The organism is Hymenobacter cellulosilyticus, from assembly GCF_022919215.1.
Classification (GTDB): Bacteria; Bacteroidota; Bacteroidia; order Cytophagales; family Hymenobacteraceae; genus Hymenobacter; species Hymenobacter cellulosilyticus.
Window position 1 is genome coordinate 4,777,402 of sequence record NZ_CP095046.1, and the last position, 25,133, is coordinate 4,802,534.

General features: G+C 59.5%; 30 protein-coding genes. 13 read left to right on the forward strand and 17 right to left on the reverse strand.

Annotated features, from left to right (window positions below; genetic code table 11):
- Window positions 1–43: 43 nt before the first annotated feature.
- Window positions 44–616: a GNAT family N-acetyltransferase gene (locus MUN79_RS23445; protein ID WP_244674945.1), complete on the forward strand. Its 573-nt coding sequence runs from the start codon at window positions 44–46 to the stop codon at window positions 614–616.
- Between the two features lie 60 nt (window positions 617–676).
- On the opposite strand, the gene MUN79_RS23450 is transcribed toward MUN79_RS23445, so the two are convergent.
- Window positions 677–1,261, reverse strand: a complete 585-nt coding sequence (locus MUN79_RS23450; protein ID WP_244674946.1) for a hypothetical protein — start codon at window positions 1,259–1,261, stop codon at window positions 677–679.
- A 387-nt stretch (window positions 1,262–1,648) separates the two neighbouring features.
- Between MUN79_RS23450 and MUN79_RS23455 the strand changes: the two genes are divergently transcribed.
- The 6 genes from MUN79_RS23455 to MUN79_RS23480 all read left to right on the forward strand — a co-directional run bounded on the left by MUN79_RS23455 (window position 1,649) and on the right by MUN79_RS23480 (window position 7,609).
- Complete coding sequence (locus MUN79_RS23455) at window positions 1,649–2,671, forward strand: helix-turn-helix transcriptional regulator (RefSeq protein WP_244674947.1); 1,023 nt, start codon at window positions 1,649–1,651, stop codon at window positions 2,669–2,671.
- A gap of 318 nt (window positions 2,672–2,989) precedes the next feature.
- Complete coding sequence (locus MUN79_RS23460; RefSeq protein WP_244674948.1) at window positions 2,990–4,540, forward strand: T9SS type A sorting domain-containing protein; 1,551 nt, start codon at window positions 2,990–2,992, stop codon at window positions 4,538–4,540.
- A gap of 771 nt (window positions 4,541–5,311) precedes the next feature.
- A complete protein-coding gene (locus MUN79_RS23465; RefSeq protein ID WP_244674949.1) occupies window positions 5,312–5,866 on the forward strand; it encodes a hypothetical protein in 555 nt (184 codons plus the stop codon).
- A gap of 5 nt (window positions 5,867–5,871) precedes the next feature.
- Entirely contained in the window at window positions 5,872–6,408 is a 537-nt protein-coding gene (locus tag MUN79_RS23470) for an FISUMP domain-containing protein (protein WP_262923081.1), read from the forward strand.
- A 94-nt stretch (window positions 6,409–6,502) separates the two neighbouring features.
- Window positions 6,503–6,895, forward strand: a complete 393-nt coding sequence (locus MUN79_RS23475; protein ID WP_244674951.1) for an NUDIX hydrolase — start codon at window positions 6,503–6,505, stop codon at window positions 6,893–6,895.
- Between the two features lie 75 nt (window positions 6,896–6,970).
- Window positions 6,971–7,609, forward strand: a complete 639-nt coding sequence (locus MUN79_RS23480) for a CatB-related O-acetyltransferase (RefSeq protein WP_244674952.1) — start codon at window positions 6,971–6,973, stop codon at window positions 7,607–7,609.
- Window positions 7,610–7,803: 194 nt separating this feature from the next.
- Here MUN79_RS23480 and MUN79_RS23485 read toward each other — a convergent pair whose 3' ends face one another.
- The 5 genes from MUN79_RS23485 to MUN79_RS23505 all read right to left on the reverse strand — a co-directional run bounded on the left by MUN79_RS23485 (window position 7,804) and on the right by MUN79_RS23505 (window position 10,850).
- A complete protein-coding gene (locus MUN79_RS23485) occupies window positions 7,804–8,250 on the reverse strand; it encodes a helix-turn-helix transcriptional regulator (protein ID WP_244674953.1) in 447 nt (148 codons plus the stop codon).
- Complete coding sequence (locus MUN79_RS23490; protein ID WP_244674954.1) at window positions 8,247–8,492, reverse strand: hypothetical protein; 246 nt, start codon at window positions 8,490–8,492, stop codon at window positions 8,247–8,249. Before MUN79_RS23490 ends, MUN79_RS23485 begins: the two co-directional genes overlap by 4 nt.
- Window positions 8,492–8,800 (reverse strand): hypothetical protein, encoded by a 309-nt coding sequence (locus tag MUN79_RS23495; protein WP_244674955.1) that lies wholly within the window; start codon window positions 8,798–8,800, stop codon window positions 8,492–8,494. The genes MUN79_RS23490 and MUN79_RS23495 overlap by 1 nt, the downstream gene beginning before the upstream one ends.
- 358 nt (window positions 8,801–9,158) lie before the next feature.
- Window positions 9,159–9,770, reverse strand: a complete 612-nt coding sequence (locus MUN79_RS23500) for a phosphatase PAP2 family protein (protein WP_244674956.1) — start codon at window positions 9,768–9,770, stop codon at window positions 9,159–9,161.
- Window positions 9,771–9,878: 108 nt separating this feature from the next.
- Window positions 9,879–10,850, reverse strand: a complete 972-nt coding sequence (locus MUN79_RS23505) for a class I SAM-dependent methyltransferase (protein WP_244674957.1) — start codon at window positions 10,848–10,850, stop codon at window positions 9,879–9,881.
- Window positions 10,851–11,322: 472 nt separating this feature from the next.
- Between MUN79_RS23505 and MUN79_RS23510 the strand changes: the two genes are divergently transcribed.
- The 3 genes from MUN79_RS23510 to MUN79_RS23520 all read left to right on the forward strand — a co-directional run bounded on the left by MUN79_RS23510 (window position 11,323) and on the right by MUN79_RS23520 (window position 13,755).
- Window positions 11,323–12,126 (forward strand): RCC1 domain-containing protein, encoded by an 804-nt coding sequence (locus tag MUN79_RS23510; RefSeq protein ID WP_244674958.1) that lies wholly within the window; start codon window positions 11,323–11,325, stop codon window positions 12,124–12,126.
- A gap of 5 nt (window positions 12,127–12,131) precedes the next feature.
- Window positions 12,132–12,692: a T9SS type A sorting domain-containing protein gene (locus tag MUN79_RS23515; protein WP_244674959.1), complete on the forward strand. Its 561-nt coding sequence runs from the start codon at window positions 12,132–12,134 to the stop codon at window positions 12,690–12,692.
- A 274-nt stretch (window positions 12,693–12,966) separates the two neighbouring features.
- Window positions 12,967–13,755 (forward strand): MBL fold metallo-hydrolase, encoded by a 789-nt coding sequence (locus MUN79_RS23520; RefSeq protein ID WP_244674960.1) that lies wholly within the window; start codon window positions 12,967–12,969, stop codon window positions 13,753–13,755.
- Window positions 13,756–14,043: 288 nt separating this feature from the next.
- Here the strand turns inward: MUN79_RS23520 and MUN79_RS23525 are convergent, their stop codons facing one another.
- A complete protein-coding gene (locus MUN79_RS23525; protein WP_244674961.1) occupies window positions 14,044–14,244 on the reverse strand; it encodes a YqaE/Pmp3 family membrane protein in 201 nt (66 codons plus the stop codon).
- A gap of 302 nt (window positions 14,245–14,546) precedes the next feature.
- Between MUN79_RS23525 and MUN79_RS23530 the strand changes: the two genes are divergently transcribed.
- The 3 genes from MUN79_RS23530 to MUN79_RS23540 all read left to right on the forward strand — a co-directional run bounded on the left by MUN79_RS23530 (window position 14,547) and on the right by MUN79_RS23540 (window position 18,657).
- On the forward strand, window positions 14,547–16,313 hold the full coding sequence (locus tag MUN79_RS23530; RefSeq protein WP_244674962.1) for a glycoside hydrolase family 13 protein: 1,767 nt from the start codon (window positions 14,547–14,549) through the stop codon (window positions 16,311–16,313).
- A gap of 286 nt (window positions 16,314–16,599) precedes the next feature.
- The gene (locus MUN79_RS23535) at window positions 16,600–17,814 is read left to right on the forward strand and encodes an alpha/beta hydrolase (RefSeq protein ID WP_244674963.1); all 1,215 of its coding nucleotides are present in this window, start codon (window positions 16,600–16,602) and stop codon (window positions 17,812–17,814) included.
- A gap of 138 nt (window positions 17,815–17,952) precedes the next feature.
- On the forward strand, window positions 17,953–18,657 hold the full coding sequence (locus tag MUN79_RS23540; protein WP_244674964.1) for a RibD family protein: 705 nt from the start codon (window positions 17,953–17,955) through the stop codon (window positions 18,655–18,657).
- Window positions 18,658–18,828: 171 nt separating this feature from the next.
- Here MUN79_RS23540 and MUN79_RS30370 read toward each other — a convergent pair whose 3' ends face one another.
- The 10 genes from MUN79_RS30370 to MUN79_RS23580 form a co-directional block, all read right to left on the reverse strand.
- A complete protein-coding gene (locus MUN79_RS30370; protein ID WP_262922933.1) occupies window positions 18,829–18,963 on the reverse strand; it encodes a hypothetical protein in 135 nt (44 codons plus the stop codon).
- A gap of 594 nt (window positions 18,964–19,557) precedes the next feature.
- Window positions 19,558–20,103, reverse strand: a complete 546-nt coding sequence (locus MUN79_RS23545) for a DinB/UmuC family translesion DNA polymerase (protein WP_244674965.1) — start codon at window positions 20,101–20,103, stop codon at window positions 19,558–19,560.
- Complete coding sequence (locus MUN79_RS23550; protein ID WP_244674966.1) at window positions 20,070–20,855, reverse strand: Y-family DNA polymerase; 786 nt, start codon at window positions 20,853–20,855, stop codon at window positions 20,070–20,072. Before MUN79_RS23550 ends, MUN79_RS23545 begins: the two co-directional genes overlap by 34 nt.
- Before the next feature lie 2 nt (window positions 20,856–20,857).
- Entirely contained in the window at window positions 20,858–21,352 is a 495-nt protein-coding gene (locus tag MUN79_RS23555) for a LexA family protein (protein ID WP_244674967.1), read from the reverse strand.
- A gap of 286 nt (window positions 21,353–21,638) precedes the next feature.
- Complete coding sequence (locus MUN79_RS23560) at window positions 21,639–22,028, reverse strand: hypothetical protein (RefSeq protein ID WP_244674968.1); 390 nt, start codon at window positions 22,026–22,028, stop codon at window positions 21,639–21,641.
- 177 nt (window positions 22,029–22,205) lie between these two features.
- The gene (locus MUN79_RS23565; protein WP_262922934.1) at window positions 22,206–22,820 is read right to left on the reverse strand and encodes an FMN-binding negative transcriptional regulator; all 615 of its coding nucleotides are present in this window, start codon (window positions 22,818–22,820) and stop codon (window positions 22,206–22,208) included.
- Window positions 22,821–22,925: 105 nt separating this feature from the next.
- Window positions 22,926–23,057, reverse strand: coding sequence for a hypothetical protein (locus MUN79_RS30375; protein WP_262922935.1), 132 nt, complete (start codon window positions 23,055–23,057; stop codon window positions 22,926–22,928).
- A complete protein-coding gene (locus MUN79_RS23570; RefSeq protein ID WP_244674970.1) occupies window positions 23,054–23,668 on the reverse strand; it encodes a DUF434 domain-containing protein in 615 nt (204 codons plus the stop codon). The genes MUN79_RS30375 and MUN79_RS23570 overlap by 4 nt, the downstream gene beginning before the upstream one ends.
- 446 nt (window positions 23,669–24,114) lie before the next feature.
- Window positions 24,115–24,372: a hypothetical protein gene (locus MUN79_RS23575; RefSeq protein ID WP_244674971.1), complete on the reverse strand. Its 258-nt coding sequence runs from the start codon at window positions 24,370–24,372 to the stop codon at window positions 24,115–24,117.
- The gene (locus tag MUN79_RS23580) at window positions 24,291–25,127 is read right to left on the reverse strand and encodes a hypothetical protein (protein ID WP_244674972.1); all 837 of its coding nucleotides are present in this window, start codon (window positions 25,125–25,127) and stop codon (window positions 24,291–24,293) included. Before MUN79_RS23580 ends, MUN79_RS23575 begins: the two co-directional genes overlap by 82 nt.
- Window positions 25,128–25,133: the final 6 nt, after the last annotated feature.

Genomic DNA, 25,133 nt, shown 5'->3' on the forward strand with positions numbered 1-25,133 from the left:
GGGAGCTTCTCCAGTCTTTTTCGCTTTTACTCTTCTATTCCGAATGAACACACCAACCGTTTTTGCTTTAACCACCTCACGCTTGTGCCTGCGCCCCCTGCAGCCCACCGACCTGGCGGCCTTCGCAGCCCATCGGACTGCCGGGGAGCAGCAGGTCCGCTACCATCGCTGGGAACCGGACGCCACGGCCGGGCCTGCTGATTTTCTGACCGGCTATGCGCAGGCGCCGGTGCCAGCTCTGCCGGGTTCTTGGGCAACGCTGGGCGTAGCGGAGCGCGCTACTGCTACGCTGCTGGGAATGTGCGCCCTACGCCTGGAGCCGCAGCAGCCCCGCACCGCCGAAATAGGCATTACCCTGGTGGCTGCTGCCCAGGGCCGGGGCTACGCCCTGGAGGCCGCACACCGCTTGCTGCGCTACTGCTTCGAGGACTTAAAACTGCACCGCGTGGTAGCCACCACCGACTGCCTGAACCACCCTGGTGCCCGGCTGCTGGAGCGGCTGGGCATGCGCCGCGAGGCTCACTTCCGGAAAAACGCTTGGTGCCAGGGCGCCTGGGCCGACGAGTACCTGTACGCGCTGCTGTTCGAGGAATGGGACAGTTGGCAGCTGCAGTAGCAACGATGATTTCCCGGGGCTGCGGACGCTAAAATGCTTGCCGCAGCCCCGGGAAATAAGCTACTTGGCCAGAGCAGGCAGCTGCACGCTCAGAAACTCAAAGTCGCCGGCCAGCACTATGGTACACCGGGGCGCGGTAAGGCCGGCGCGGCGGGTGGGCGTGGGCTGGTCCAGAGCCCGCACCTCGTAGTAGCCGCTTAGCAACTGCCGCTGCAGGTCGTAGGCCGTGATGGTAACTCCACCGGTAAGCTGGGGCGTGGAGGTGCTCAGATGCAGCCGGCTGATGCCGTTGCCCGGTTCTTCCTCCCGCACACAGCAGTACACCACCCGGGTAGGCGCGTCGGCCGCCATCTGGCAGCGGAGCTGGTAGCTGCCCACCCAGGCAGCCTGTAGCTGCGCCCGGTCGATGTGCAGGTGCACCGCGTCCAGCAAAGATGTAAACTGCAGCCGCAGGCCGTGCTGGCCCAGCGTGGCCCGGCCCGTGACGTGGCGGGCCTGGTGTATCCGGCTATGGCAGTAGCCCAGCGTGGGAAAGTAGAAATACTGGCCCATAGCCAGCACCACTACGGGACGACTGGCTTCCGGCAGCAGAGCCAGGGCCGGAACGGGGGTAGCCGGCGGGGGTACCGGCACAAATCGGGGCATAGACAAAAGCAGGTAAGTGGTGTGCGGAAAAATCGGGTGCCCCGGCGGTGTTGGGTAGCTACTCGCCTTGTTTCATCGGGCTGCGTGTCGCCAGCCGGGCTGGGCAGCAGGCTTCCGGCTGGCGAGAGTAAAGCTAGGCGGCCGTTTTCCAGCCAACTTTCCCCAAACGGATTCCCATTTCTGCCTCCCGGATTTTTAGCTACCCCTCAGCTGGTCGAAAAGCGCTTAAGCTTCTTTTTAGCCATGGTTTTGGGGGTCCTCTCACATATTTGTGCTATTGCCTGGCGTGCGGCAGCTTCCCATTTTTGCCAGAAATGCTATCTTCTATTAACCGAATCCCGCGTCCGGCGTCGGTCGGCTCCCTGTCACCCTTATCTGCTAGCCCTTATGGAACCCTTCTTTCAGTTTCGCACGGCCGAGTTTACCGACAACTGCCAGACAACCGTGCACCAGCACGCGGGTATGCTCCAGGCTGATTCTACCTGGCAAAGCGCCAACGGCCGGCTTACCTTCACAGACCACTTCCTGCGGGGAATTCAGCTCACGACCATGACGGGCCACCTGCACCAGCCCCTGAAGCTAGAGCTGGACGTGGAGCGCCCCTGGACGGCCATGCTCTACCAGCTCGACGGCCAGATCAACTCCAAAGCCTGCGCTTCCCGCCCCTTGCACATCGGCCATGGGCACCAGAACGTGATGGGCGACGAGAAAACCAAGAATTACTACACCTTTGAAGGGCAGGACTATAACTGCTTTTCGGTGCATATCGAGCCAGAGTACTTTACCGATCTGGTGGTGGGCAACGAAGAGTGGCTGACCATTCACCAGGCCCGCCTGGATCGGCTGGAGCCCTTCGTGCTGCTGCCGCCGGGCACGGTTATCTCCCTAAAGCAGCGGGCGTTGATTGAGCAGATCATGGCCTGCCCGTACGGGGGGGCGTTGAAGAAGCTGTTTCTGGAAGCGCGCTTTCTGGACTTGTTCATCGAGCAGCAAGCCCTGCTGCGCCAGGTGCAGCGCCGCGCTGCCGGCTCCCGCGACCGGGACACGCTGCACGCCATCCGCGAGTTCTTGGACACGCACTACGCTGAGCCGCCGAGCCTGCTGGAGCTGGCCCGCCTGTTTGGCACGAACGACTTCAAACTCAAGAAGGGCTTTCGCGAGCTTTTCGGCACGACCGTGTTTGGCTATGTGGCCGAGCGCCGGCTCAGCGTGGCCCAGCAGTTGCTGCTGCTCACCGACGAGCCCGTGCAGCAGGTGGCCGAGGCCGTGGGCTTTGTCAACCCGGCTCATTTTGCCACCGCCTTTCGCCAGCGTTTCGGCCAAGCCCCTTCTCAGTTCCGCCGGGGTCCCAAGCACCAGCCCGTCGAGTTGGAAACAAGCCATTGGCCCACCCTGCTGGAAGCCCGGTAGACCGCACGTTTTACTCACAACGCCTTTTGCGGCCCCCAACCAGCCCCGGCCGGCACTGCTCTACTTAAACTAGGTTCTGAGTTCTGGTGAACTAGTCCGGCGGGTGTGCTAAGCCGCTCTTCGGCACCTGGTAATAATCCGACACAGACAAGAGGGAATCCGTTTGGCGAAGGTTTGCGCCCAAGCGGCAGGGTAAATTTGCAGAACGCTAACAGCCAGAGAAAAAGCCTCTGGTGTTGGTTGCCTCGCTGCCTGCTACGCACCCGTCCCGGTGCCGCTCGGGCAGCGTGCTGCTTCATCCCTCCTCTCTACGCGGCCATGAAACCTACCTTTACCCTGTTAGTTGCCAGCCTGCTGCTGGCCGGCACCGCAGCTGCCCAAGTGCCCGCCAAAAACTGGGACCACACCTTCGGCGGCAGCGACGAAGAGCGCCTGGCGAGCCTGCTGCCTACTGCCGATGGCGGCTATATTCTGGCCGGTACTTCCGCGTCGCCTGCCTCGGGTGATAAAAGCCAGCCGGGCCGGGGTGAGGAAGACATCTGGGTGGTAAAAGTAACCGCGGCGGGCACCAAGCAATGGGACCGGACCCTGGGCGGCAGCGCCTACGACGGCGCCGCCCGGATAGTACCCACGGCGGATGGTGGCTACCTGATTGGCGGTTACTCTTCCTCCCCGGTGTCCGGCGACAAAAGCCAGCCCAGCCAGGGCACCACAGACTACTGGCTGATTAAGCTCGACGCGCAGGGCACCAAAATCTGGGACCACACCTTTGGCGGCTCCGGCAACGACATTCTGACCAGCCTGCAGGCAACGCCCGACGGCGGCTACCTTGCCGGCGGCAACTCCAACTCGCCCGCCTCGGGTGATAAAAGCCAGGCCAGCCAGGGCGGCAACGATTACTGGCTGCTCAAGCTGGATGCCCAAGGCTCTAAGCAATGGGACCACACCTACGGCGGCAGCAGCGGAGAAACGCTGGCCAACGTGCAGGTGCTGGCCGATGGCAGCCTTCTGCTCGGCGGCTCCTCCCGCTCGGGCGTTTCGGGCCATAAAACGCAGCCTAACCAGGGTGACTGGGATTATTGGCTACTCAAAACCGATGCCCAGGGCGGCAAGCTCTGGGACCGGACCTGGGGCGGCAGCGGCTCGGACTACCTATCGGACCTGCAGCTCAGCGCCGCGGGCACTATGCTGCTGGCTGGTCGCTGCACTTCCGGCGCCTCCGGCGACAAAACCCAGCCCCGCCTCGGCGAATGGGACTACTGGGTTCTCAAAGCCGATGCCCAGGGCCGCAAGCTCTGGGACCAGACCGTGGGCACCGCCCGCGAAGACCTGCTAAACTGCCTGCTGCCCACCACCGACGGCGGCTGCCTGCTCGGGGGCAGCCTCGATGCCAACGCCGCCACGTACGCCGTAGTCAAGCTGGACGGCTCCGGAACCCAGCAGTGGACCTATGGCTGGGGCGGCGACGGTACGGCCCGCCTGGTGCAACTGCAGCCCAGCCCCGATGGCGGCTATTTGCTCGGAGGAATGTCGAACTCCAACGCGACCGGCGACAAAAGCCAGCCTAACCAGGGCGGTCCGCTCTACGGCGACTACTGGGTGGTGAAGCTGGCTGCGGGTCAGCCCCTGCCCGTGGAAACAGCCGCGGCCGGAAGTCCCGCGCTCCTGGCTTTCCCCAACCCTGCCAGCCGCACAGTGGTGCAGTTGCGGTTTGCCCCACCAACAAGCCCGGTATACCTGGTTTCTACGCTGGGCCGGGTAGTACGTCAGTGGCCCGGCGGCACCACCACGCTCGATTTGCAGCATGTAGCCCCCGGAGCCTACTTCGTGCGGGCGGGCCGGCAAACGGTTCGTCTGCTCGTGCACTAGAGTTGAATGATTTTCATAGCAAATTTTTAACTGCTAGGCATTTACAGTCGACAAAACAACTTTTGACGCTTCCTATCCTAGTGAAGGGCAGTCCACGGCCTGATATGCGCAATCAGCAGCTGCGCTATTGGAGCGGCTACCCTTCGGGTTGACAGCTTGGTTCTGTGGCTTTTAAACCAGCGTCGGCAGCACTGCTCACTCGACGGGTCCTGTTATGGCCTAGCCAATGCCAATGGCGGACTGTAGGCACGCACCGCACCGCATATTCTCTATTTCTATCGGCTGGCCGCCGGCTTGCTGCTCAGCGCGAAGTAAATCCGCTGGTGACAAGTTGAAATCCGTTTGGCAAAAGCCGCTGCTCTGGTAGTACCCTAGCTTTGCATTATCAAATAAAGCTTCCTGAGCAGCAGGCTATTATCACGCCGTCTGGCTCGGCAAGTTCAGCCCCCCAATAACAGTAGACGAGTGTGCCGGGCATGCTGGCCCGGCCCCTTCCCCCGCGCTTTTCTCGACCAGGACGATGAGCTGTGCTTTATGCAGCGCAAGCCTTCAGCGCGGAATTATACCCGGCCAGCCCTGCTAGACTCACCACCCAAGGCACTGGCTACTACTACCTAACACACTTTTCCATTCTCTTTCCTACCTGTTTCCAGCTATGAAACGCACAAAATTTTTCACCCTGCTTGTTCCCCTCGCCCTGCTGACCAACCTATTGAGCAGCTGCAAAGAAGACGCCGCCCCGGCCCCGCGCCCGACCCGACCACTGAGCCGGTGCCGGACACCCCGTTTAGCTCTATTCCCGATGAGCTGGTCGGAACGTGGTTTGCCAGCCATAATGCCGGTCCGCTGACTACCAACTGGGAAAAAGGCACCTTTCAGGGAGAGCAGGGCTTCCGCGAATTTCGCACGATGGTATTCACCAAGGATGGTAAAAATGCCGTGGAGTATACCTCCGAAGTGTTCATCAGCAGCGACGAAACCAAGCAGTACCTCTACCGGATTACGGGCACGCTGGAGTACAAAGCCAGCCCCTCTACCCTCACCTTCCACGCCCAGGCCGGCACCATGCGGGTGTTCAGCAACAAGTACTCGGGCTACAAGCAGGCAGTCATTCAGCGCAAAGACCTCGACGCCTACGTCAGTATACTGCGCAGCCCACAAGCCACCACCTTCCCTACGGCTACCAACTTCCTCGACGCGCAACGCGCAGATGGCGCAAATCAGTTTTCGGTGCGGTATCAAAAGGTAGCCGGCTCCGATACGCCCCCACCGACCCGGACGGCCTCTATACCAAACCGCCAACGACGGGCACCTACATTGAAATAGCCAAACTGTATTATCCCACGGTCACGATTGGAACCCAGGAATGGATGAGCGTCAACTACGCGGGCAACGGCGGCATCAAAGTGGGCACCAAGCCGCATTACGGCACATTTTTCAAGCATGCCGACCTGAATACCATCCCGGTTCCGGCGGGCTGGCGCATTCCTACCAAACAGGATTACGTCAAGCTCCTGGCTTCCCAGGGCCTGACCCTAAACTCCTGGGAATCGACGGACGGCGCTGATCTGGCGTCGAAGCGGCGGCTGGGGCAGCTGATGGCCACCAGCGGCTGGCTGAAACAGGATGGCTACGCTACCAACAGCTCGGGCTTCACGGCGGTGCCGGCCAACCTGCAGGTAACCAATGGCAGCCCGAACGGGGAAGGCACGAACTGCCTGCTCTGGACGGCGGAAAAAAATGCGGAGGACAGCCCCGTAGCCTTTCAGATAATTCAGCTGCCCAGCGACACGTATGCCGCGTTTGGGTCCTATGCCGTGGGCTACAACCCGGCCCACCTGCCCGTACGCCTGGTTCGGGACAAGTAATACCTTTGGTCCGGCGGGCTTGCTCTACTTGGCAGGCTCGCCGGACTTTTGCCTGCTACACGGCACCATTACCGCCACGAAAAGCACTACGGTTATGATTGATAAATTAGCCTGGGTACGGATTGAAAACGGAAAGATTCTGACGGCGCGCAGCCACCGCCGCGACCTGTATTACATCCCGGGTGGGAAACGGGAAGCCGGCGAACTGGATGAGCAAGCTCTGCGGCGCGAAATAAAAGAGGAGCTTACCGTGGAGCTTGTACCCGAATCGGTGCAGTTCCTGGCAGCGTTTCAAGCCCCGGCCCACGGGCAGCCCGCGGGCACGCTCGTGCGGCTGCGCTGCTACACCGCCGACTACCAGGGCCGTTTGCACCCATCGGCGGAAATCGAGGAGATGCAGTGGCTGGCCTACGCCGACCGCCACCGGGTGTCGGCCGTAGCCCAGCTCGTCTTCGACCATCTGCATAGCCACGGCTTGCTTATCTAATCTATCTACACCTATGCACCGCATCCTTGCGGCCTGCCCTCGGCAGTTCTTTCCACGTACTAAGCTCTTGCTTCTATGCCTGTTGCGCCCTCTACCGTCTTCCCGCTTAGTGGCTACCAGCGGCTTTGCTTTCTGAAGAACATCATCCATCATCCTCACATAACGGTCGGAGACTATACCTACTACGACGACTTTGAGACGGTCGAAAATTTTCAGAAGCAGGTTCGCTACCACTTCGACTTCACCGGCGACCGTCTCACCATCGGCAAGTTCTGCATGCTGGCCTCCGGAGTAGAATTCATTATGAACGGGGCCAATCATTTGGCTACTGCCGTCAGCGCGTATCCCTTTGCCGTTTTTGGCGAAGACTGGGCTTCTGCCATGGAAGGAAAGTCGTATCCGAGCAAAGGCAACACAACCGTTGGCAACGATGTCTGGATTGGCTACCGGGCCAGCATTATGCCCGGAGTAACCATCGGGGACGGCGCTATTATCGGTGCCTATTCCGTCGTAACGCGCGATGTTGCCCCCTATACTATCGTCGGCGGTAATCCGGCTCAGGTGATTCGCCTACGGTTTGATCCGGCCACCATCACGCAGCTACTGGCAGTGGCGTGGTGGGACTGGCCAATTGAGAAAATTACCCGCTACACCTCCCTGCTGACCGGGGATGCCGCCATGTTCCTGGCCGCCCTGAAAGAGCAGCAGGCCTAAGCTGGTAGCCCAAAGCAAGCGCGCCGAATTTGCGAAAGTTTCCGCTGACGGCGGGCCATAACTGCGGCTTACTCCGGTAAAAGGCACAACCGAGTGGGCTGCCCTGCCGGCGTATGACGCCGCCGTAGCGCTGCCTTTTCCAAGCAATGCTCAGCCCCTTAAGTCCACTAAAAAAGGCTCCGTAGAGCCTTTTGCTAGGAACACGCTGCCAACTCCTGTACCTGAGACTTAGGGCCTCGCCGAAGCTGTGAGGGTGCCTGGCCGAAGCGCCGGCGAAAGGCGGTGGCAAAATGAGCCGGGTTGACAAAGCCCACGGCCTCGGCCACCTGCTGCACGGGCTCGTCGGTGAGCAGCAGCAGCTGCTGGGCCACGCTGAGCCGGCGCTCGGCCACATAGCCAAACACGGTCGTGCCGAAGAGTTCGCGAAAGCCCTTCTTGAGCTTGAAGTCGTTCGTGCCAAACAAGCGGGCCAGCTCCAGCAAGCTCGGCGGCTCGGCGTAGTGCGTGTCCAAAAACTCGCGGATGGCGTGCAGCGTGTCCCGGTCGCGGGAGCCGGCAGCGCGGCGCTGCACCTGGCGCAGCAGGGCTTGCTGCTCGATGAACAAGTCCAGAAAGCGCGCTTCCAGAAACAGCTTCTTCAACGCCCCCCGTATGGGCAGGCCATGATCTGCTCGATTAAGGCCCGCTGCGTCGGGGAAACAGAGGCGCATTGGGGCAGCAGCACAAAGGGTTCTTGCCGGGCCAGGCGCGACTCGTGCTGGGCTAGCCAGTCGGGGTTACTGCCTACCAGCTCGGTGAAGAAAGCCGGGGTAATATGCACCGAGAAGCTGCTATAGCCCTGCCCCTCGAAGGTGTAGTAATTGGTGGGAGCTTCATCGGCCATCAGGTTGTGCTGCCCTCGCCGATAAGCAAGGGGCGCGAGGCGCAGGCGCGCGTGCTCACCTGACCGCCGAGTTGAAAATACATGGCCAGCCACGGCCGCTCGACGGTCAGCTCGACCTGGAAGGGCTTCTGCAGCTGCCCCTTCCAGGTTGTCATCTGGACCCCGTCTAAAAAATAGTCGGTAAACTCCACGAAGCTCCCGGCATTTTTCCATAGGCCGGTAGCTTGTAAAAATCCGGGCTGCTGGTGCAGCTGTATCTGGGTATTATCGAGAAGCTCGGCCGTGCGAAACTGAAATAAGGGTTCCATCAGCAATACAGATAAGGTCAGTAAACTAACGACTCGGGGCGGCGGGCAAACCCCGTTATACAAACTGATAAGTGGCAAAAATCAGCATTTATATGAAACCCAGCTACTTTTATCCGTCTTAAAGTTAGCTAACCTCAACCGTGCTTGCCGGTAGGCTGTAGCAGCGGGCCTGACTGCCGGCCGGCCAGAATACGTGATTAGCTGCTTTCACCAAACGCCACGGGTAGATAGGCTTGGCAGCCTACATACCCGTGGCGTTTTTCAGGTTTTTGCAGCCCGATTGGTAGTAAAGGAGTCTGCCACCGAACCTGTTAAACTACTCCATGCCAGCCGCCTATTTGCCGCACTCGCCTCAGCCTCAACTCAGTACGAGCAGCACACCCGTGCCCAAACCCAGTGCGGTACCGGCCAGCAGCTCCGACAACGTATGCTGCCCCAGCACCAGCCGCGAGGCGGCAACAAGGGTTGAGGCAACCAGCGCCGCCAGGCCCCACTCCGGCTGCACGGAATATAAGGCGCTGGTCAGAAAAAACGTAATAGCCGCGTGGAGCGAAACCTTGAGCAGAAAGGTAAGCCCAAAGCAAGCCACCAGCATCAGGCAAAGCACGCTCAGCCCGTCGCGCACGGCAGTACTGACCGGCAAAACCACTGTCAGCGTAGTAATAGCCAACAGCAGCAGTCCGATCAGTCGCGGGTAAAACGAGTGGCGCTGCTCCTGGTCCGAAACGTCGAGGCTAGAGTAGGCTCCCGCGCGAATCTGCTGGTAGTTCCACAGTGTGATGGGCACCATGACCAGCCCGAGCATTCCGCCGGTCATCCAGCCAGCGGTACGCCCATCCACGGCCCGAAAAGCAACGCAGGCCAGTAGCAACGGCCCGGTAATGAAAGGGTGGGCCAGCGTAGATATAAGCTTGGCCAAGCGCAACACCATCCGTGATTGGGAGGCCGCAAGGACACTAGAGTAAGTCATAGGGTCGGTTAGCTTAACTATGTTGAGGTAAAGGCAGGTCGCGCAAAGTCATTGCGGCTGGCTTCTAGCAGCGGAAGGCGGCGGAAGGGTTAGGGCCGCGGCGGCCTATCAAACCGTTTCTGCTACTGCCAACGCTGCGGCACCGCGCCGGCTATATTCTCTTCCTAAGTTGTCGGTGTTTATACCTGACGACAACACGCCTTTTTTCAGGTGCAGAAACAGATTGATGTTTTCGGGCTCCTTGCCGACGAAAATATCTTCTCTGCTAAAGCCTGCCGCCACCGCCAGGTCAATCAGCTGCTCCTCGGTGCGATGATTAAGCCGCCAGTCACCGAAGATTTCCATATAACACCTGCTCGGATTGTTATCCTCATTAAAATTGCCAATTATAATTTCTCCGCCCGGCGCCAGCCAGCCTGCAAATCTTTTTATAAGCAATACAAAAGCCTTATCATCGAAATAATCAAATAAGCCCGCCGACCAGATTATGTCGTATTTATCTTCGGTCTGAAACCGGAATATATTTTTATTTACAAACTCTATCTGATTTAAATACTGCTTATTTAACTGCTGGGCATGGCTTATTGCGGCTTTATCCATTTCAACGCAGGTAGTGGATAATTGACAGCCCGGATTTTCAGCATACAGCTCATATAAGTCTCTGGCGGGGCCGCTGGCTATGTTCAGCAGCTTCACGCTCTGGTGCAGCTTGCTCGAAACATGGTCTTTAAAATACTTTTTTCTGTTCCGAACTGCCTGCGCAGCTGAGTTGGCCAAGGAATAATCATCCCACTTATGATATTCGCTCGACGAATCACGCGTGTAGATTCGGTCAATTATGGAGAAGTCGCCGGCATAGCCAAACGGCTTCTGCAGGATATGGCCCATAATACTCTGGGTGGTATGCAGAAAGCCACAGCTTTGCTTTAAGCTTGATAGTTCGGCTAAGTCAATTGCATTGTCCTTGATTCTTTCCCCAAACAAATTCATTAAATTATCAAGGGCTTGATAATCCTCTTTATCAGGGCCATTCTTTGCTATAAAATAATTGATATTGCGAATTAGCTCTTCGGTTTTCATTGCTGTTATTGTGAGAGGGTGCAAGAGTACATTTTGGTTTAAAGCCAAGCCATGGCTAAGCAGCCTTCACCACAGGGCCGCAGCGGGCCGGCGCGCTGCGGCTGCCTGTGGTTCCAAGCCGATACAAAGGTCTTGCAGTGCCTCCCGGCGGACATTTGTCAAAGGGAGTTCTTTCTTTTGCAAACGGATTTTTGCGCTACCGGCGTAGCCCACCGGCACCGGTTTAGCACGTGCTGATACAGTTCGTCCGGCCTTGGCTGGCACCAGCACCCCCACCTTTGGGGCCCGGGTAAGCAGCAGGCGGCCCAGGCGTAGCACTTCAGCCCGTTATTAGGCTCGCGTATTTCCAAAATACCTGAAAGTGGGTATTGCCACCGCTGCGTGCCGTCCCGAACTTTGACGGCTCCTTTGCATGGTATAGCAGATTATTCGCATGAGAAAAACCCTACCCTTTTTGTTACGGTTGACGCCTTTGGTCGGCCTTTTTGCCCTTTGCTCGACGGCGCGGGCGCAGTCGGTGGCGGCCGGAACCGGACATTCGCTCTTTGTATGCGCCAGCGGAAACGTGATGACCGTGGGCCAGAATACCGTGGGCCAGCTCGGCGACGGTACCACCAGGCAGCGGCAGTTGCCCATTACGGTTCCCTCCCTAAGCGGCGTGAAAGCCGTGGCGGGCGGCGACGAAACGTCCCTGTTTCTCAAAACCGACGGTACCGTCTGGGGGTGTGGCGGCAATACCGCCGGCCAGTTGGGCGTCGGCGACCAGCTTAACTATTCTACTCTGGTGCGGGTAGGCACCCTAACGGACGTCAAGGCCATTGCCACGGGTTATCGGCACTCGCTCTTTTTGAAGAATGACGGCACGGTCTGGACCTGCGGCTCCAACCAAGGCGGCGCATTGGGTACGGGAAATACGTCGGCTTATCTCACTACTCCGATGCAGATCAATGGGCTGACTGGGGTTGTGGCCATTGCCGCGGGTTACGTCCATTCGCTGTTTTTGAAAAGCGACGGCACGGTGTGGGGGCTCGGCCAAAGCCTGGACGGCGAGTTGGGAGGAGGAAGAAATGAGGAAATACTGAAGTCTCCGACCCAGATTCCGGGCCTGAGCAACATTACTGCTATAGCCGCTTCCCGGGAGTATCGGGCGCACTCGCTGTTTTTGCAAAGCAACGGGACGGTATTGGCCTGCGGCAGCAACTATTACGGCGGGGTAGGCTCGGGTACCCCCGGGGCTACCATGCGCGTAAACACTCCGACTCCGGTAGCGGGCTGACCGATGTGAAAGCCATTGCCGCGGGTCGTTTTCACTCGCTCTTTCTGAAAACCGATGGCACCGCGTGGGCCTGTGGCTACAACCGGTCCGGGCAACTGGGCAATGGCACTACTACCGACGCTCCAACGCCCGTACAGGTGGCGGCATCGGGTTTCAGTGGCCTGGCCGTCGGGAATGATTTTTCCTTTTTTATCAAGGGTGACGGCACGGCCTGGGGCAGCGGCAGTGGCGGACTGGGCAATCTGGGCGACGGTGGCTCGACCAATGCTCTTACCCCGGTGCGGGCCTCCCTGGTTTGCCCCATTGCGCTGTCATCCCGTTCTGCCACCGCTCAGCCTGCGGTGAATGTATACCCAGTACCCGCCCACGGCCAGGTGCGCCTGCACCTTGGCACCACCGAAACGGTGCAGGTGCAGATTGTGGGAGAAACGGGCCAGCTACTACGGGTTTGCTCGGCTCAGGGCCCCGAGGCGCAGCTGGAGCTAGCGGAACTGCCAGCCGGCATTTACGTGGCCAAAATCATCACCCGGACCGGCGTGCTGACCCAGAAAATCGTCCTGTACTAGTTCCAGAGAGCAAAAGGGTGGCATGGGGCCGGCAGCACTGCCGGCTCTATGCCACCCTTTTTCTATTACCAGCCGGCGCTATAACTGCTTAAGCTACCGTCAGGTTGAACACGGATGCGCAACCTTCCGCATAATAGGGCAACATCGGCTACGCGGGCATCTGACCTGAACTTGTGCGCGGCGGGGCGGTTATGGTCACGACTTTCGGTAGCGGCGGCAACGCCTTGCTACTAGAAAACTCGCTCATCCCTCCTACCCAACCGGCAGAAAACTGATGAAACCAACCCTTTTACTCACGGCCGCTCTGGCTACTTTTGCTATTCAGGCCCAAGCCCAGACTCCTACCGCTACCACTGCGCCGCGCGTAGCGGCCGACCAGATTGCCACGAAAAAAGGGCCGCTTACGGTGCAGCCCATTACTCACGGCAGCGTGGTATTTACCTGGAACGGAAAGACCATCTACGTGGACCCCTACGGCGGTTCGGAAGCCTATGCCGGGCTGGCCGCCCCCGATATGGTGCTGATTACCGACATTCACGGCGACCACCTGGACCCAAAGACACTCTCTGGCCTCTCCCTGGGCAAGGCCCTGCTGGTGGTGCCCCAAGCCGTGGCGGACAAGCTGCCGGCGGAATACAAGGCGCAGGCACGCATTCTGCGCAATGGTCAGCGGCTCGATACGCTGGGCCTGCAGGTTGCGGCCATTCCAATGTACAACCTGCCTGAAGCAGCCGACGCGATGCACACCAAAGGCCGGGGCAACGGCTACGTGCTCAGTCTGGGCGGCAAAAACGTGTACCTGTCCGGCGACACGGAAGACATTGCCGAAATGCGCGCCCTCAAAGGCATCGACGTGGCGTTTGTGTGCATGAACCTGCCCTACACCATGGATGTGAACCAGGCGGCGCAGGGCGTATTAGCCTTCAAGCCGGGCATTGTGTATCCCTACCACTACCGCGGCCAGAACGGTCTGAGCGACGTGGCCGCCTTTCAGAAAGCGGTAAACACTGCCAACAAGAAAATCGACGTGCGACTGCGCAACTGGTATCCGGCAGCTCAGTAAGGCAACTTCCGCACGTCCTGGCGCGCCCCGGGCATGACAGGACGTGCGGTAATGCCTTTCTTAAGACAGAAAACAGCGTGTCTGCTGGCTTAAACGCTAACTAACGTGTTCGAATCCGTCGTCGGTAGTCAAGAAGCAGAAGCTCTGAGTTCGACTCCCTTGCGAGGGCTGGGTAACAAAATGGGACGTAGGCGGCGGTTTCCCTGTAAGGCGTAGCCAACGGCAAGCAGGTGGTCAAGCCTGACCTAAGCGTGGATCAGCGAAGCTGAATTCGCCGTAAGCCGAGGGCTACTGCCGCTGCTGCTGAAGCACCTGCAGGGTTTCGCGGTGGCGCTTTTCGGCCTGATCTTCCCGGTAGGAAGCCACAGCCCAGATGGCTGCCGGAATCCAGCCGATCAGCGTCAGGTGCAGAATACCGCAGAGAATTCCCTTCAGCACGTGGCCCCGGAAAATCATGGAAATTCCGGGCAATAGAATGGCGAATAGCATAACACAGCAGGGAGAATCGTGAGACTGTAAACCTATTGAATTTCAATCAAACCGGGAAGACTGGCCAGCCCGAGGCAGGGGCTTACCTATGGCCTTCGGCCTTGTATACGCGTGAATGGGCACCCGGTGTCAGTGGCTCCGGGTTGGGCAGAAACTAATGCCGCCAGCCTCAGCGCCGACGGCCCTGCATTATTTCTTTCCCTAATTTTACTTCTTGCCTGCCGTTCCGGCTTGCTGCCACCTGTGTTGCCCTTCATGAAGAACCTCTTATCAAAACGGCTGCTGGTCGTGCTGGTGCTGCTTTGCTTCGTTTTGCCTGGCCGGGCGCAAACGGATTTCACCCCGAGTGGAGCAAGGGCGTGGTCTGGTATCAGATTTTTCCCGAACGGTTCCATAACGGCGACCCGCGCAACGACCCCAAGGTAACCGACCAGAACGGCGCCTACCCGTTTGACGACTCCTCGGCCTTCCAGATTCATCCCTGGCACAGCGACTGGTACCAGCTGCAGCCCTACGAGCAGAAAAACGGCAAAGACATTTACTACAACATTCAGCGCCGCCGCTACGGGGGCGACGTGCAGGGCATCCTCGATAAGCTCGACTATCTGCAGAAACTGGGCGTAAACGCGCTCTACCTGACGCCGGTGTTCTGGTCACCCTCCTCGCACAAGTACGACGCGCTGTGCTACCACCACGTCGACCCCACTTTCGGCCCCGACCCGGAAGGCGACAAAAAACTCATGGCCACCGAAGACCCGCTCAAGGCCGATACCTGGGTGTGGACCAAGGCGGATCTGCTGGTGCTCAAGCTCATCGACGAGGTGCACCAGCGCAAGATGCACATCATCTTCGACGGTGTATTTAACCACCTGGGCGCGAAAAGCTTCGCCTTTCAGGACGTGGAGAAAAACCAGCAAGCCTCGCCCTACGCCAACTGGTTTATGGTAACGAGTTGGCGCGACGCGGCCAAGGGCACCCGCTTTGAGTACAACGGCTGGTTTGGGGTCAAAACGCTGCCGGAGCTGAAGGAAGACGCCACGGGCATCGTGGCCGGGCCCAAAGAGTACATCTTCAACGCCACCCGGCGCTGGATGAACCCGATGAACAAAGGCGCCGCCCACGGCATCGACGGCTGGCGGCTCGACGTTGCCTACGACGTGGGGCACCCGTTCTGGAAAAGCTGGCGCCAGCACGTGCGTAGCCTCAACCCCCAGGCCTTTATGACGGCCGAGCTGGTGTTTCCGGTGGAGAAAACCAAGCCCTACCTGAGCGGCGACGAGTTTGATGCCACCATGAACTACAACTTTGCCTTCGCCGTCCACGACTTTTTCGTGCAAGAGGCCAAGGCAGCCACCGTCACGCAGTTTGACGCCAAGCTCAAGGAACTGCGCGAAGCCTTCGGTCCCGGCGTGGCCCTGAACATGCAGAACCTGGTCGATAGCCACGACGCCACCCGCATCGGCAGCGCGGTAGCCAACCCGGACGGCAAGAAAATGGCCGATTGGGGCGACTATTTCAACTGGAGCCAGAAAAGCAACAACAAGAGCTACAACGCCCGCAAGCCCACGGCCGCCCAGCTGCAAAAACAAAAGCTGATTGCCGCCTTTCAGCTGCTGTATCTGGGCTCACCGATGATTTTCTACGGCGACGAGGCCGGCATGTGGGGCAGCAACGACCCGGATTGCCGCAAACCCATGCTGTGGGCCGGCCAGCAGTACGAGTCCGAAAAAGCCAACCCGGACCAAAGCACCCACGCCCCCGACGAGGTGCGCTTTAACCAGGACTTGTTTGGGTGGTACCAGAAGTTTATTGCCCTGCGTCGGCAGTCCGCGGCCATTCAGCGGGGCAGCTTCACCACGGTAGCCACCGACGATGCCCGGCAAGTGTATGCCTTCCGCCGCACCCTGGGCCAGGACGACGTGCTAGTGGTGTTCAACCGCGGCAGCCAGCCAGCCTCATTTACCCATGCGTCACTCACCGCCCGCCAGTACCGTGACGCCTTCACGAGGAAAGCAGCCACTACGGTAACGGTGCCGGCCATGGACGTAGTGGTGCTACGCGCGAAGTAGGAAGGCTGACGGGGAAAAGGTAAGCCTACGCCGGTCCCGGCCCGCGTCTACCAGAGCTACTACTTTCCAACCCGGCCTTCCAGCCAGCCAGCCGGGGCTGATACACCGGGAAGGTTATCCCGTAGCGTTGAATAGGCTGCACCAGAACCCCGCCGGTATTCTTTTTGGCTCCGGCATTTTTGCAAGCAAGGTATCCGTCGTCCCATCAGCCAGAAAATTCGGTCCCAGCGCCCTGTATATCTTATTTGCGAGGCCCGGTGCACCGAACCACCCTTCTAGTGTGAGTATGAAAAACCTCTTCTTCGTCTTACTAACTCTCCTAAGCTCGTCTTCCCTGTTGGCCCAACAGAACCCGCCGGCCGGCCGCGTCGTGGTCACGTATCTCGACTCGAAAGTGCTGGCGCGGAATCCCGGGGGAGAAAACCCGCGCCGCCGGGTGAGCGTGTACTTGCCGGCCGGATACGAGGCCAATCCTCAGCAGCGCTACCCGGTGCTGTACTACCTGCACGGCTTTACCTGGAACGACAGCCTTATTTTTCACAAAGACGGGATGAAAGCCCTGCTGGATCAGGCCATTGCCGACAAGCAGATCCGGCCCTTCATCCTGGTCGTACCCAATGAGCAGACCCGCTTTGGGGGCAGCTGGTACGCCAACTCGGCCACCAACGGAGCCTGGGGCGACTTCACCGCGCGCGAACTAATAGCCTTTATCGACGGGCAGTTTCGCACCTTGGCCCGACCCGGCAGCCGGGGCCTGGCCGGGCACTCCATGGGCGGGGGCGGCACCCTGCGACTGGCATTGCGCTACCCCGGCACCTGGGCCGCGGCGTACGCCCTGAGCCCGGCCTTGGTCGGGCCGCATCCCAGCTACCTGCCTGGGCCGGGTTTGCCCCAGGCCCTGCAGGCCGATAGCCCGGCGGGCCTGACCGGCAACCACGCGGCTCAGTCTACGGTGGCCGTGTCCCGGGCCTTCTCACCCAACCCGAGCGCCCGCCCGTTTGGGGCCGATCTGCCCGGCTCGTTGAAGGCCGACAGCCTCGTCCGGCGCGATGCAGCTCTTGCGCGTTGGATAGCAAGCACCCCGACCTACTTGCTGCCTACCCACACGGCCAGCTTGCGGCAGCTGCGAGCATTGGCCTTCGACTGGGGGCGCAGGACGAAGTACGCCACATCCCTCCCACCTGCCGCACCTTCAGTCAGTGGCTTTGGGCCTTCGGGATTCGCCATACAGCCCAGGAGTATGAGGGCACGCATGGTAGCGGCGTCATGGGCCCGCAAGGACGAATCTACCAGCACGTCCTGCCGTTTTTCAACCAGCACCTGGATTTTCAACCCTAAGCTCACGCAGTTATTCAGCACCTCCGCTGATGCTGCGCGGCAGGGTGGTCGTTGGCTCCGGTTACCAGGGCCTGGGAGGAAGTTGTCGTGGGGTCAGGGGTTGCAAGCAAGGTATGCCCCAAGAAGCACCGTGGAGTATAGTCCACGGTCAAGGGTTTTCTAAAGTATTGCTCAACAAGTGCGTTCCGGGGCCCGCTTTGGAATAAAAACCACCTGAGTTCTGAGCCTTGACGGCTGCGGGGCAGCCGCCTCCTGCAGCTGGATTTCTACCGCGGGCCCACCGTAGCCGTATACGTAGGGTATGAAACGACCCTATGTTATCTGCCACATGATGTCCTCCGTGGACGGCAAAATCCTCTCAGCCAACTGGCAGGACGAGGAGCTAACCAAGACCTTCGCCGGGTATTTTGAGAAGTACCACGTCACGTTTACCAGCCAGGCCTGGATGTGCGGACGTATTACGATGGAACGCGACTTCTCGGGTGGCGTGCAGCCGGAGCTGCGGCCTGCCCCACACCCCATAGCCCGGGAGCCGTTTATCGGCGACCCAAACGCCACCGCTTTTGCCATTGCCGTGGATGCCCACGGCAAGCTGGGCTGGGAAAGTAATACAACGCACGGCGACCATATTGTTGAAGTACTGACCGAGCAGGTAAGCAACGACTACCTATACTACCTGCAGCAGAAACACATTTCCTACCTGTTTGCCGGGAAGACCGAGGTCGATTTTACGTTGGTGCTGCAGCAGCTTGCCGAGCTGTTCCCTATTGAAACGCTCATGCTGGAAGGTGGCGGCCACCTGAACGGCTCGTTGCTGAATGCAGGGCTGATTGATGAGCTAAGCCTGCTGCTCCTGCCTATTGCCGACGGCACACCCAAGTCGCCGACCACCTTTGAAGTCAGTGAATACCTGACCAAAGGCCCCGCGACGCGACTGTTTCTCAGTGAAGTACAGCAACTGGATAATGACGTGATCTGGCTGAAATACCACTTCAAGCATTCGTAAACACGTAGTCAGGCGTCGCCGTAAGGCCCGGTGCGTACATGACCACGCAGAAGCCGTGTTCAAAACCTCTGATTTTGGACACCGGTTTCTGCGTGGTTCTTCGCACCAGAGTCTTTCTCATTCCGGCTGAGCCAGTTCAGCTTGGGCTGCGCGTCGGCGCTGACTACCAGCCTAGCCGCTAAAACGCGGTACTATCCATGCGGGCTTGTCGATGGCGGCAACGGACTGGGCATACGTGCTGAATAAGCCGAAGCTGGTCAGCAAACCGGTAAAGCCAATAGCGAAGTAGTAAGATGCGTTTTTCATGGAAAAAATGTGGTGGTGTACCGAGTAAGCAAGTCCCCATTTCCTCACAGCCCTAGGGCATAGTTGTCGTGATAAGCTGGGCGGGCTGGATGGACTCAGAGAGGCTAGCTTTTAAAAATGTCAGGAAGGAGAAAAGGATGGGCCAACCGCTGGGTGACCCGGTGAGTAATAGTAGAGAAGCTCAAGCTTGCTGCGTCCCTTCAGATGAAACGTTTCAGTTACAAGAGACCTAACCGTGGTCTTACTCCCACGCAGGCAATAAAAAAACGCGCGCTTTTGACTTCACCCCTGACAAATCATCGAAATACAACCTCTTGCACACAACAAAAACTTGATAATAGTAGCCCTCTGACACCAAGGCTAGGTAAAAATGATTCACTGCAGACAGTTATGCCTGCGGGTAGCACCTTATAAATCTATTGCTAAGCACCACTAGAACTCGAATTGAGCTTACTCCTATTATTCCTGAGGAAGGTGATGCTGCAAGCCTGGTACGGGCCCGGTCCTCCTTATTGGAAGCTTATTGGCAGCCGCTCCATTAGCTGCGGGCTTACGGCAAGCGGCCGGTGGACTGCTTAGGCGCAGGGTATCCCTTTAGCCCACCAGAAGCAAATCTTCCAAACGAGTGGTATACTGCGGGGTGCGCCACTGCGCCTGCCCCTTCCAGGGCACATGCGGCTGTCCTGGAGGCAGCACCAGGGCAGCGAGTTTCACGGTGCCTTTGCCAAAGCGGTGGTTCAGGGCATCAAGCTCGGCCATCAGCCGGGTCCGCTGCGCCGAAACCGGGCCGGGTTCAAAGAGCGTGAGCTGGGTTTGACTTGCCGGCTCCAGCCCATCGAGTATCACCCCCGCCTTGGTGTAGCGGTTGCCCGGCAGCCATAGACGCTTAAGCGCCGCCCGCGCAAACCGCACCAGTTCCAGGGTGTCGTTGGTAGCTACGGGGAGCGTCAGCACGGCCGAGGATGAGTAAGGCGGGGCCTCCAGTCCAAAGCGGCTCTTGCTCAAAAACACGGTGATGAGGTGGGTCGCGTCGCCTTGGCGGCGCAGCTTCTCGGCCGCCCTGGAGGCAAAGGCGCTGACGGCGCCCGCAACGTCGGGAAACTCGGTCAGTGGGCGGCCGAAGGTGCGGGAGCAACACAAGCTGCGCCGCGACAGGGTGCCGTCCTCACTGGGGCCAGGCCCTGGCACGAAAAGCCCTGCAGCTCGCGCACCAGCCGGGCTCCTACCACCCCGCCCAGGTGCTTGCGGGCATACGCCTCGGAACAAGCCGCCAGCTGCGCCGCAGTCGTGATACCAGCAGCAGCGAGTTTTTGGGCGTACTGCCGGCCGATGCCCCAGACGTCTTCCACCGCCACCTGCTCCAGGGCCCACTGGCGGCGCACGGCCGTGTCGAGGTAGCACACTCCGCCCAGTTCCGGGTTTTTCTTCGCCAGCCGGTTGGCCAGCTTAGCCAGCGTTTTGGTCGGGGCAATGCCCACGCAGGTAGGAATACCGGTGCGGGCCAGCACATTGGTGCGCACCTGCCGGGCAAAAGTATCCAGACTGCTGACCACGAAGCGCTCCATGCCGTGCAGGTCCAGAAAAGCCTCATCAATGGAGTAGACTTCTACTGCCGGTGCCACCTGGCTCAAGTACCACATTACCCGGCGCGACATATCCCCGTAGAGGGCGTAGTTACTGGAAAATACGGCTACTTTGTGCTCTTCCAGCAGGGGTTTGACCTTGAAATACGGGTCACCCATCTGCAAACCCAGGGCCTTGGCTTCGGCACTACGGGATATCAGGCATCCGTCGTTGTTGGAAAGCACCACAACGGGCTGGCCTTCAAGCCGGGGCTGAAAAACCCGCTCGCAGCTGACGTAAAAGTTGTTGCAGTCGACTAGGGCAAACATGGCTAGTCGCGGGTGCGCAGCAGGGCTGCCAGTTTGCCGGGAACCAGCTCATGGAGCACGTGCGTGACTACGCCCCAGATCTTGACGGCGCCGGCATCGTGAATTTCCCAGGGTTTGTAGTCGGGATTCTCGGGTTTGAGCCACCAGGTACCATGCTCGCACACCAGGCGCTTGACCGTGCACTCGCCGTCCACCACGGCCACAACAATGTGGTTGTGGTCGGCTTCCATTTGCTTGTCTACGGCCAGCAGGTCGCCTTCGTGTATCTCGGCATCTTTCATGCTTTCCCCGCTTACCCGCACCAGGTAAGTCGCGTCCGGGTGGCGCAGCAGCAGGCGGTTCAGGTCAAACAGATCTTCCTGATGGTCAGAGGCCGGGGAAGGATAACCAGCCGCTACTGAGCAGCTAAAAAGGGGGAGCAGAAAGGGGTTTGGGAATCGTGAACCGGGATTAATTCGACGTTGCGCATGGGTGGCAGACAGTAGGCGTGTCCACAAGTATACGAACGACTAATAATATTAGTACAAAATAACTAAAATAAATAGCAACCTATTGACTGAATAAACGCTGTTAGTTGAAGAAAGAAGTCCTATATGAAAGCAAGTTTCTTAAAGCCAGCGGACCGTCCCAACACGTCACCCACAAGGTGTAACACCCCGCCATTATTGAGCGGAGTTTGCGCAGTGCTGCCGGGATGCTACCTCTAAGCTTAGTGGATAAGCTAGGACTATAGCATTGATGGGCACCTGCTGCCAACCGGTACGCGGCTACTTCTAAAAGAGGCTACACATGGGCTAGCCAGTGCTCCGCGCTGGCTGTATCGTCAAATGTTAGCACAATGGGCTGCTTTACATCTTTGATAGCTAGATCAAACGACATGCGGCTATAAAAGCTGGCCGAGTACACCCAGGCCACGTAGCGCAGCCCGGTTTGCTGCAACGCCGGAAACCAAACCTGAGCGCCCCACTCGGCGGCGTGCTCCCACATGCTGCTCACCTGCGAGCTATCCATGAGCAGCTTTCCACAGTGCTGCTGCTCCTGAAAAGACAGAATCTGCCGGCAGCCTTCCATTACGCTCTGCTCATTCTGCTCATTCTTCCACGTCACGTACAGCCAATCATGCACCTGGTGATAGTCAATGCGCAGAACCGGAGAGTCGAATAACGGATGCATCAGAAGCAGTGAGGTTGAGTTGGGCAAAAATAAGAACTAAGCAGGAAAGACCAGTTTCTTCTGTTCATACTCCTAAAAAGCGGGTTACTTCCTGTGAGGATATGCGCGTGGACTAGACTTGTATCCTTCCGGCCGGTTATGAAATCGACTTACATGGCAGAACATTATGCCCGGCTACTAAGCTGGCCATGCCAGGGTCGTGGGGCACTGCCGGGCGGTTAAACCCGCCACCACTCCGGCGCGGTTGCATTCGGGCTGATTCTGGCTGGCTTTCCATTTGCCTTCCAGGCGGGTAATCGTGATTTCAATGCCGACAACTGCCGGCAGCAGGCTCTCAATAAAGCCGGCCGGCGCATCAGTCAGCTCCCAGGGAGTGGCACTGGCCGCCTCATGGGCCGCGGTGAGCTGCTCAATCTGGTGGCGCACCCAGGCAGCGTCGTCGATAATGCGCAAGGTTCCATGGGCGTGCACCACGGCATAGTTCCAGGTCGGCACCACCTTGCCCGTTTCCTGCTTGGTAGCGTACCACTCCGGAGTGATGTAGGCATCAGGCCCTTGAAAGATGGCCAAGGCGTCTACTTCCGGCTGAAAGCTGCGCCACAAGGGGTTGGCCCGGGCAATATGCCCCTGGAGCGTACCATACGGCGTGGAATCTGACTGGATGAGCAGCGGAATATGGTTGGCTACCAAGCCGCTCCCGGTCATCGCCACGACGCTGGCCAGGGAGTACCGGCGCATGAGGTCATGCATTGCCTCAACGCGAGGCTCGGCGAAAGCAGCAGGGGTATACATAAAGCGAAGACCGGCTAAAGGCGACTGATTCGTGATGGGGCAAGAGTAGCAAAAAGAACGTTAGCCCAACACTATCTACTGGTCAGGGTCAAGTTTTTCCCGGAGCTACCCCGCATGTTCCTCCGGGTTGCTTGCACTCAAGTCGAGCAGCCAGCGCGGCGGCTCCGCCTGAAACACCAGAGCCGTCAGGTTGAGCCAGGCCCCGGCGCGGTCGAGCACGGCGGAGTCGGCAGTCACGACGAGGTCCGTCGTTTCGGCCAGTTCGCGGTCGGGTTCCACACGACCTCGGCCGTCCAGGGTAAGCCCAGCGTGGGCCCCAGCTCGTGCAGACGGGCAGCGAGCCGGCCGCTGTTAGAAACGGGCTGATCGAGCAGCCACCGCACCGGACCCGGCCGGAGCGGAAGCAGCGCGGCGGCCACGAGCCGGATGGCCCGGTCGGTTTCCTGCACGGCCCGGTAGGTGCCATGCACGCTCGACAAGTCACGCAGGGCCCCATCCCGGCCCCGCAGCACCACGCCACCACTGAGGGCAGCTTCGAGCGTGATAAGCAGGTTGAAGCCGTCGATGGCGACGGGGCGGCCGGCCAGATCAGCAGCCGGCAGTTGCGTGGCTGCGCGCCGGGTGTGTTGCTCGTCGGTGCAGGCGGCGCGGCCCACGGCCCAGCGCTGGCGCTCGGTTAGCCCGTAGCGGTCACCGACCAGCTTTAGGGTTGCGGCCGGCGGATACCCACGCGTTAGCAGCCAGGACAGGTCCTGAACGGCACTACGCAGCACCGGTACCCAGGCGGGCGCAAACAAGCGGGTATCGGCCGGGTGTGGGCCACGGTGGCGAGTGTCGGCAGGGCGCATACGGAGTTGGGAGGAAAGCGTAGGAAGGATAAAGCCGGACAAAGAAACCGGGTCGTGGTAACTTTCCTACTGCTAATTGCCTTGTCGATGACGGCCTGGGCCTTTCTGGCACGCAGGGAGTATCGTCTTAGAAGCTTCGCAGCGCTGCGTACAGGCGGCAAATGCAAAACCCAGCGTTGCAGCACCGGGGTTGTTTGCCGAAACGGGCCGGCGGCTCACCTTCCGCCCAGTCCCGTATTCGCCCGCAAAGGTCACAGATATTTTTGCACCGCTGGGTAAAGTCTTTGTTACCATTGGCCCTGGCCAGAGCAGCCCGCACCATTCTTCGCTGCACCGGGCAGGCACCACAGCTGGCTTCCGCGGCCTGGTTCTACCGGCCGATTTTCCGAAATAGCAAGGAGGCTGCAACGCCTGGTTGCAGCCTCTTTATGGTATACACAACAGGATTAGCGGGAAATACCCTTGTACTTGTTGTCCAGGTAGTTCAGGTCGAACGAGCCCAGGTTCTTGAAGTAGCTGTTCACCAGCTTGGCCGGATCGGTGGCCAGCTCACCGCGGCCGGGCACGTCGTTGCCGTCGTCCCAGGCCCAGGGGGCGTTGGCCCCGCCGTTGCCCTTGCTTTTCACGAAGCCGCCGTCGGGGCTGGTAAACAGGGCCGTATTGAAGCGCTGGTCCCAGAGGCCGTTGGGCTCAAAGATGTCCACCAGCTTATACTGCACGTCCCGGTCGTCGGCATTGGCCGGGGCTTCGGCCACCGTAGCCGAGGGGAAGTACTTGATACCGTCGCCGTTGAGCTTGTAGTACGGAAAGGCTTTGAGGCCGTGCCCTTGGCTTCCTGGGCCGTAACGGGGTGCAGGCCGCCGTTGAACTGCTCCATGGTCAGGCTCCCGTCCACGTCTTCCTGATTGGCCTGCAGCGGGCTGCCGGCGGGCACGAAGGAGTAGAAATCGGAGTGGGCTACTGTGACGATACCCTGCAGGTTGCCGTAGGTGCTGCCGTCCTTCCGGACCACGGCCAGCAGGCCCTCCAGGTCGTTTTCGTGCTCGTCGATGTTGTAGAGCAGCACGTTATCGGTCCAGTCGCGGGGGTGGAAGAAGGCGTAGGTGATAAACCAGTGGGTGCCGGTTTCGACCACCGAGTAGTAGCCGTGGGCCGTGGCCGCGCGCGAGGCCAGGTTGTTCCAGTTGTTGGTGCCCGACCAGTCGCCGTCGAAGTTGATGGCCGTAATATAGTCGCCCTTGCCGCTCAGGCCGTGGTCCCCGGTTACGTCGGTGTCCTGGTAGTGCACCGGGGCCCAGCGCAGGGCCAGGCTGGCCTTGAAAGCTGCCGTAGCATCGGCCGACTGTGCCGCGGCTTTGGGCGCTACATCCAGTTGTTCGGCCGTTTTGTCGCAGCCGGTCAGGGCCGAGAGCGTGAGGCCCGTGGCGAGCAGGGCCGCCTTGGTAAAGAGTGTTTTCATGTTAGG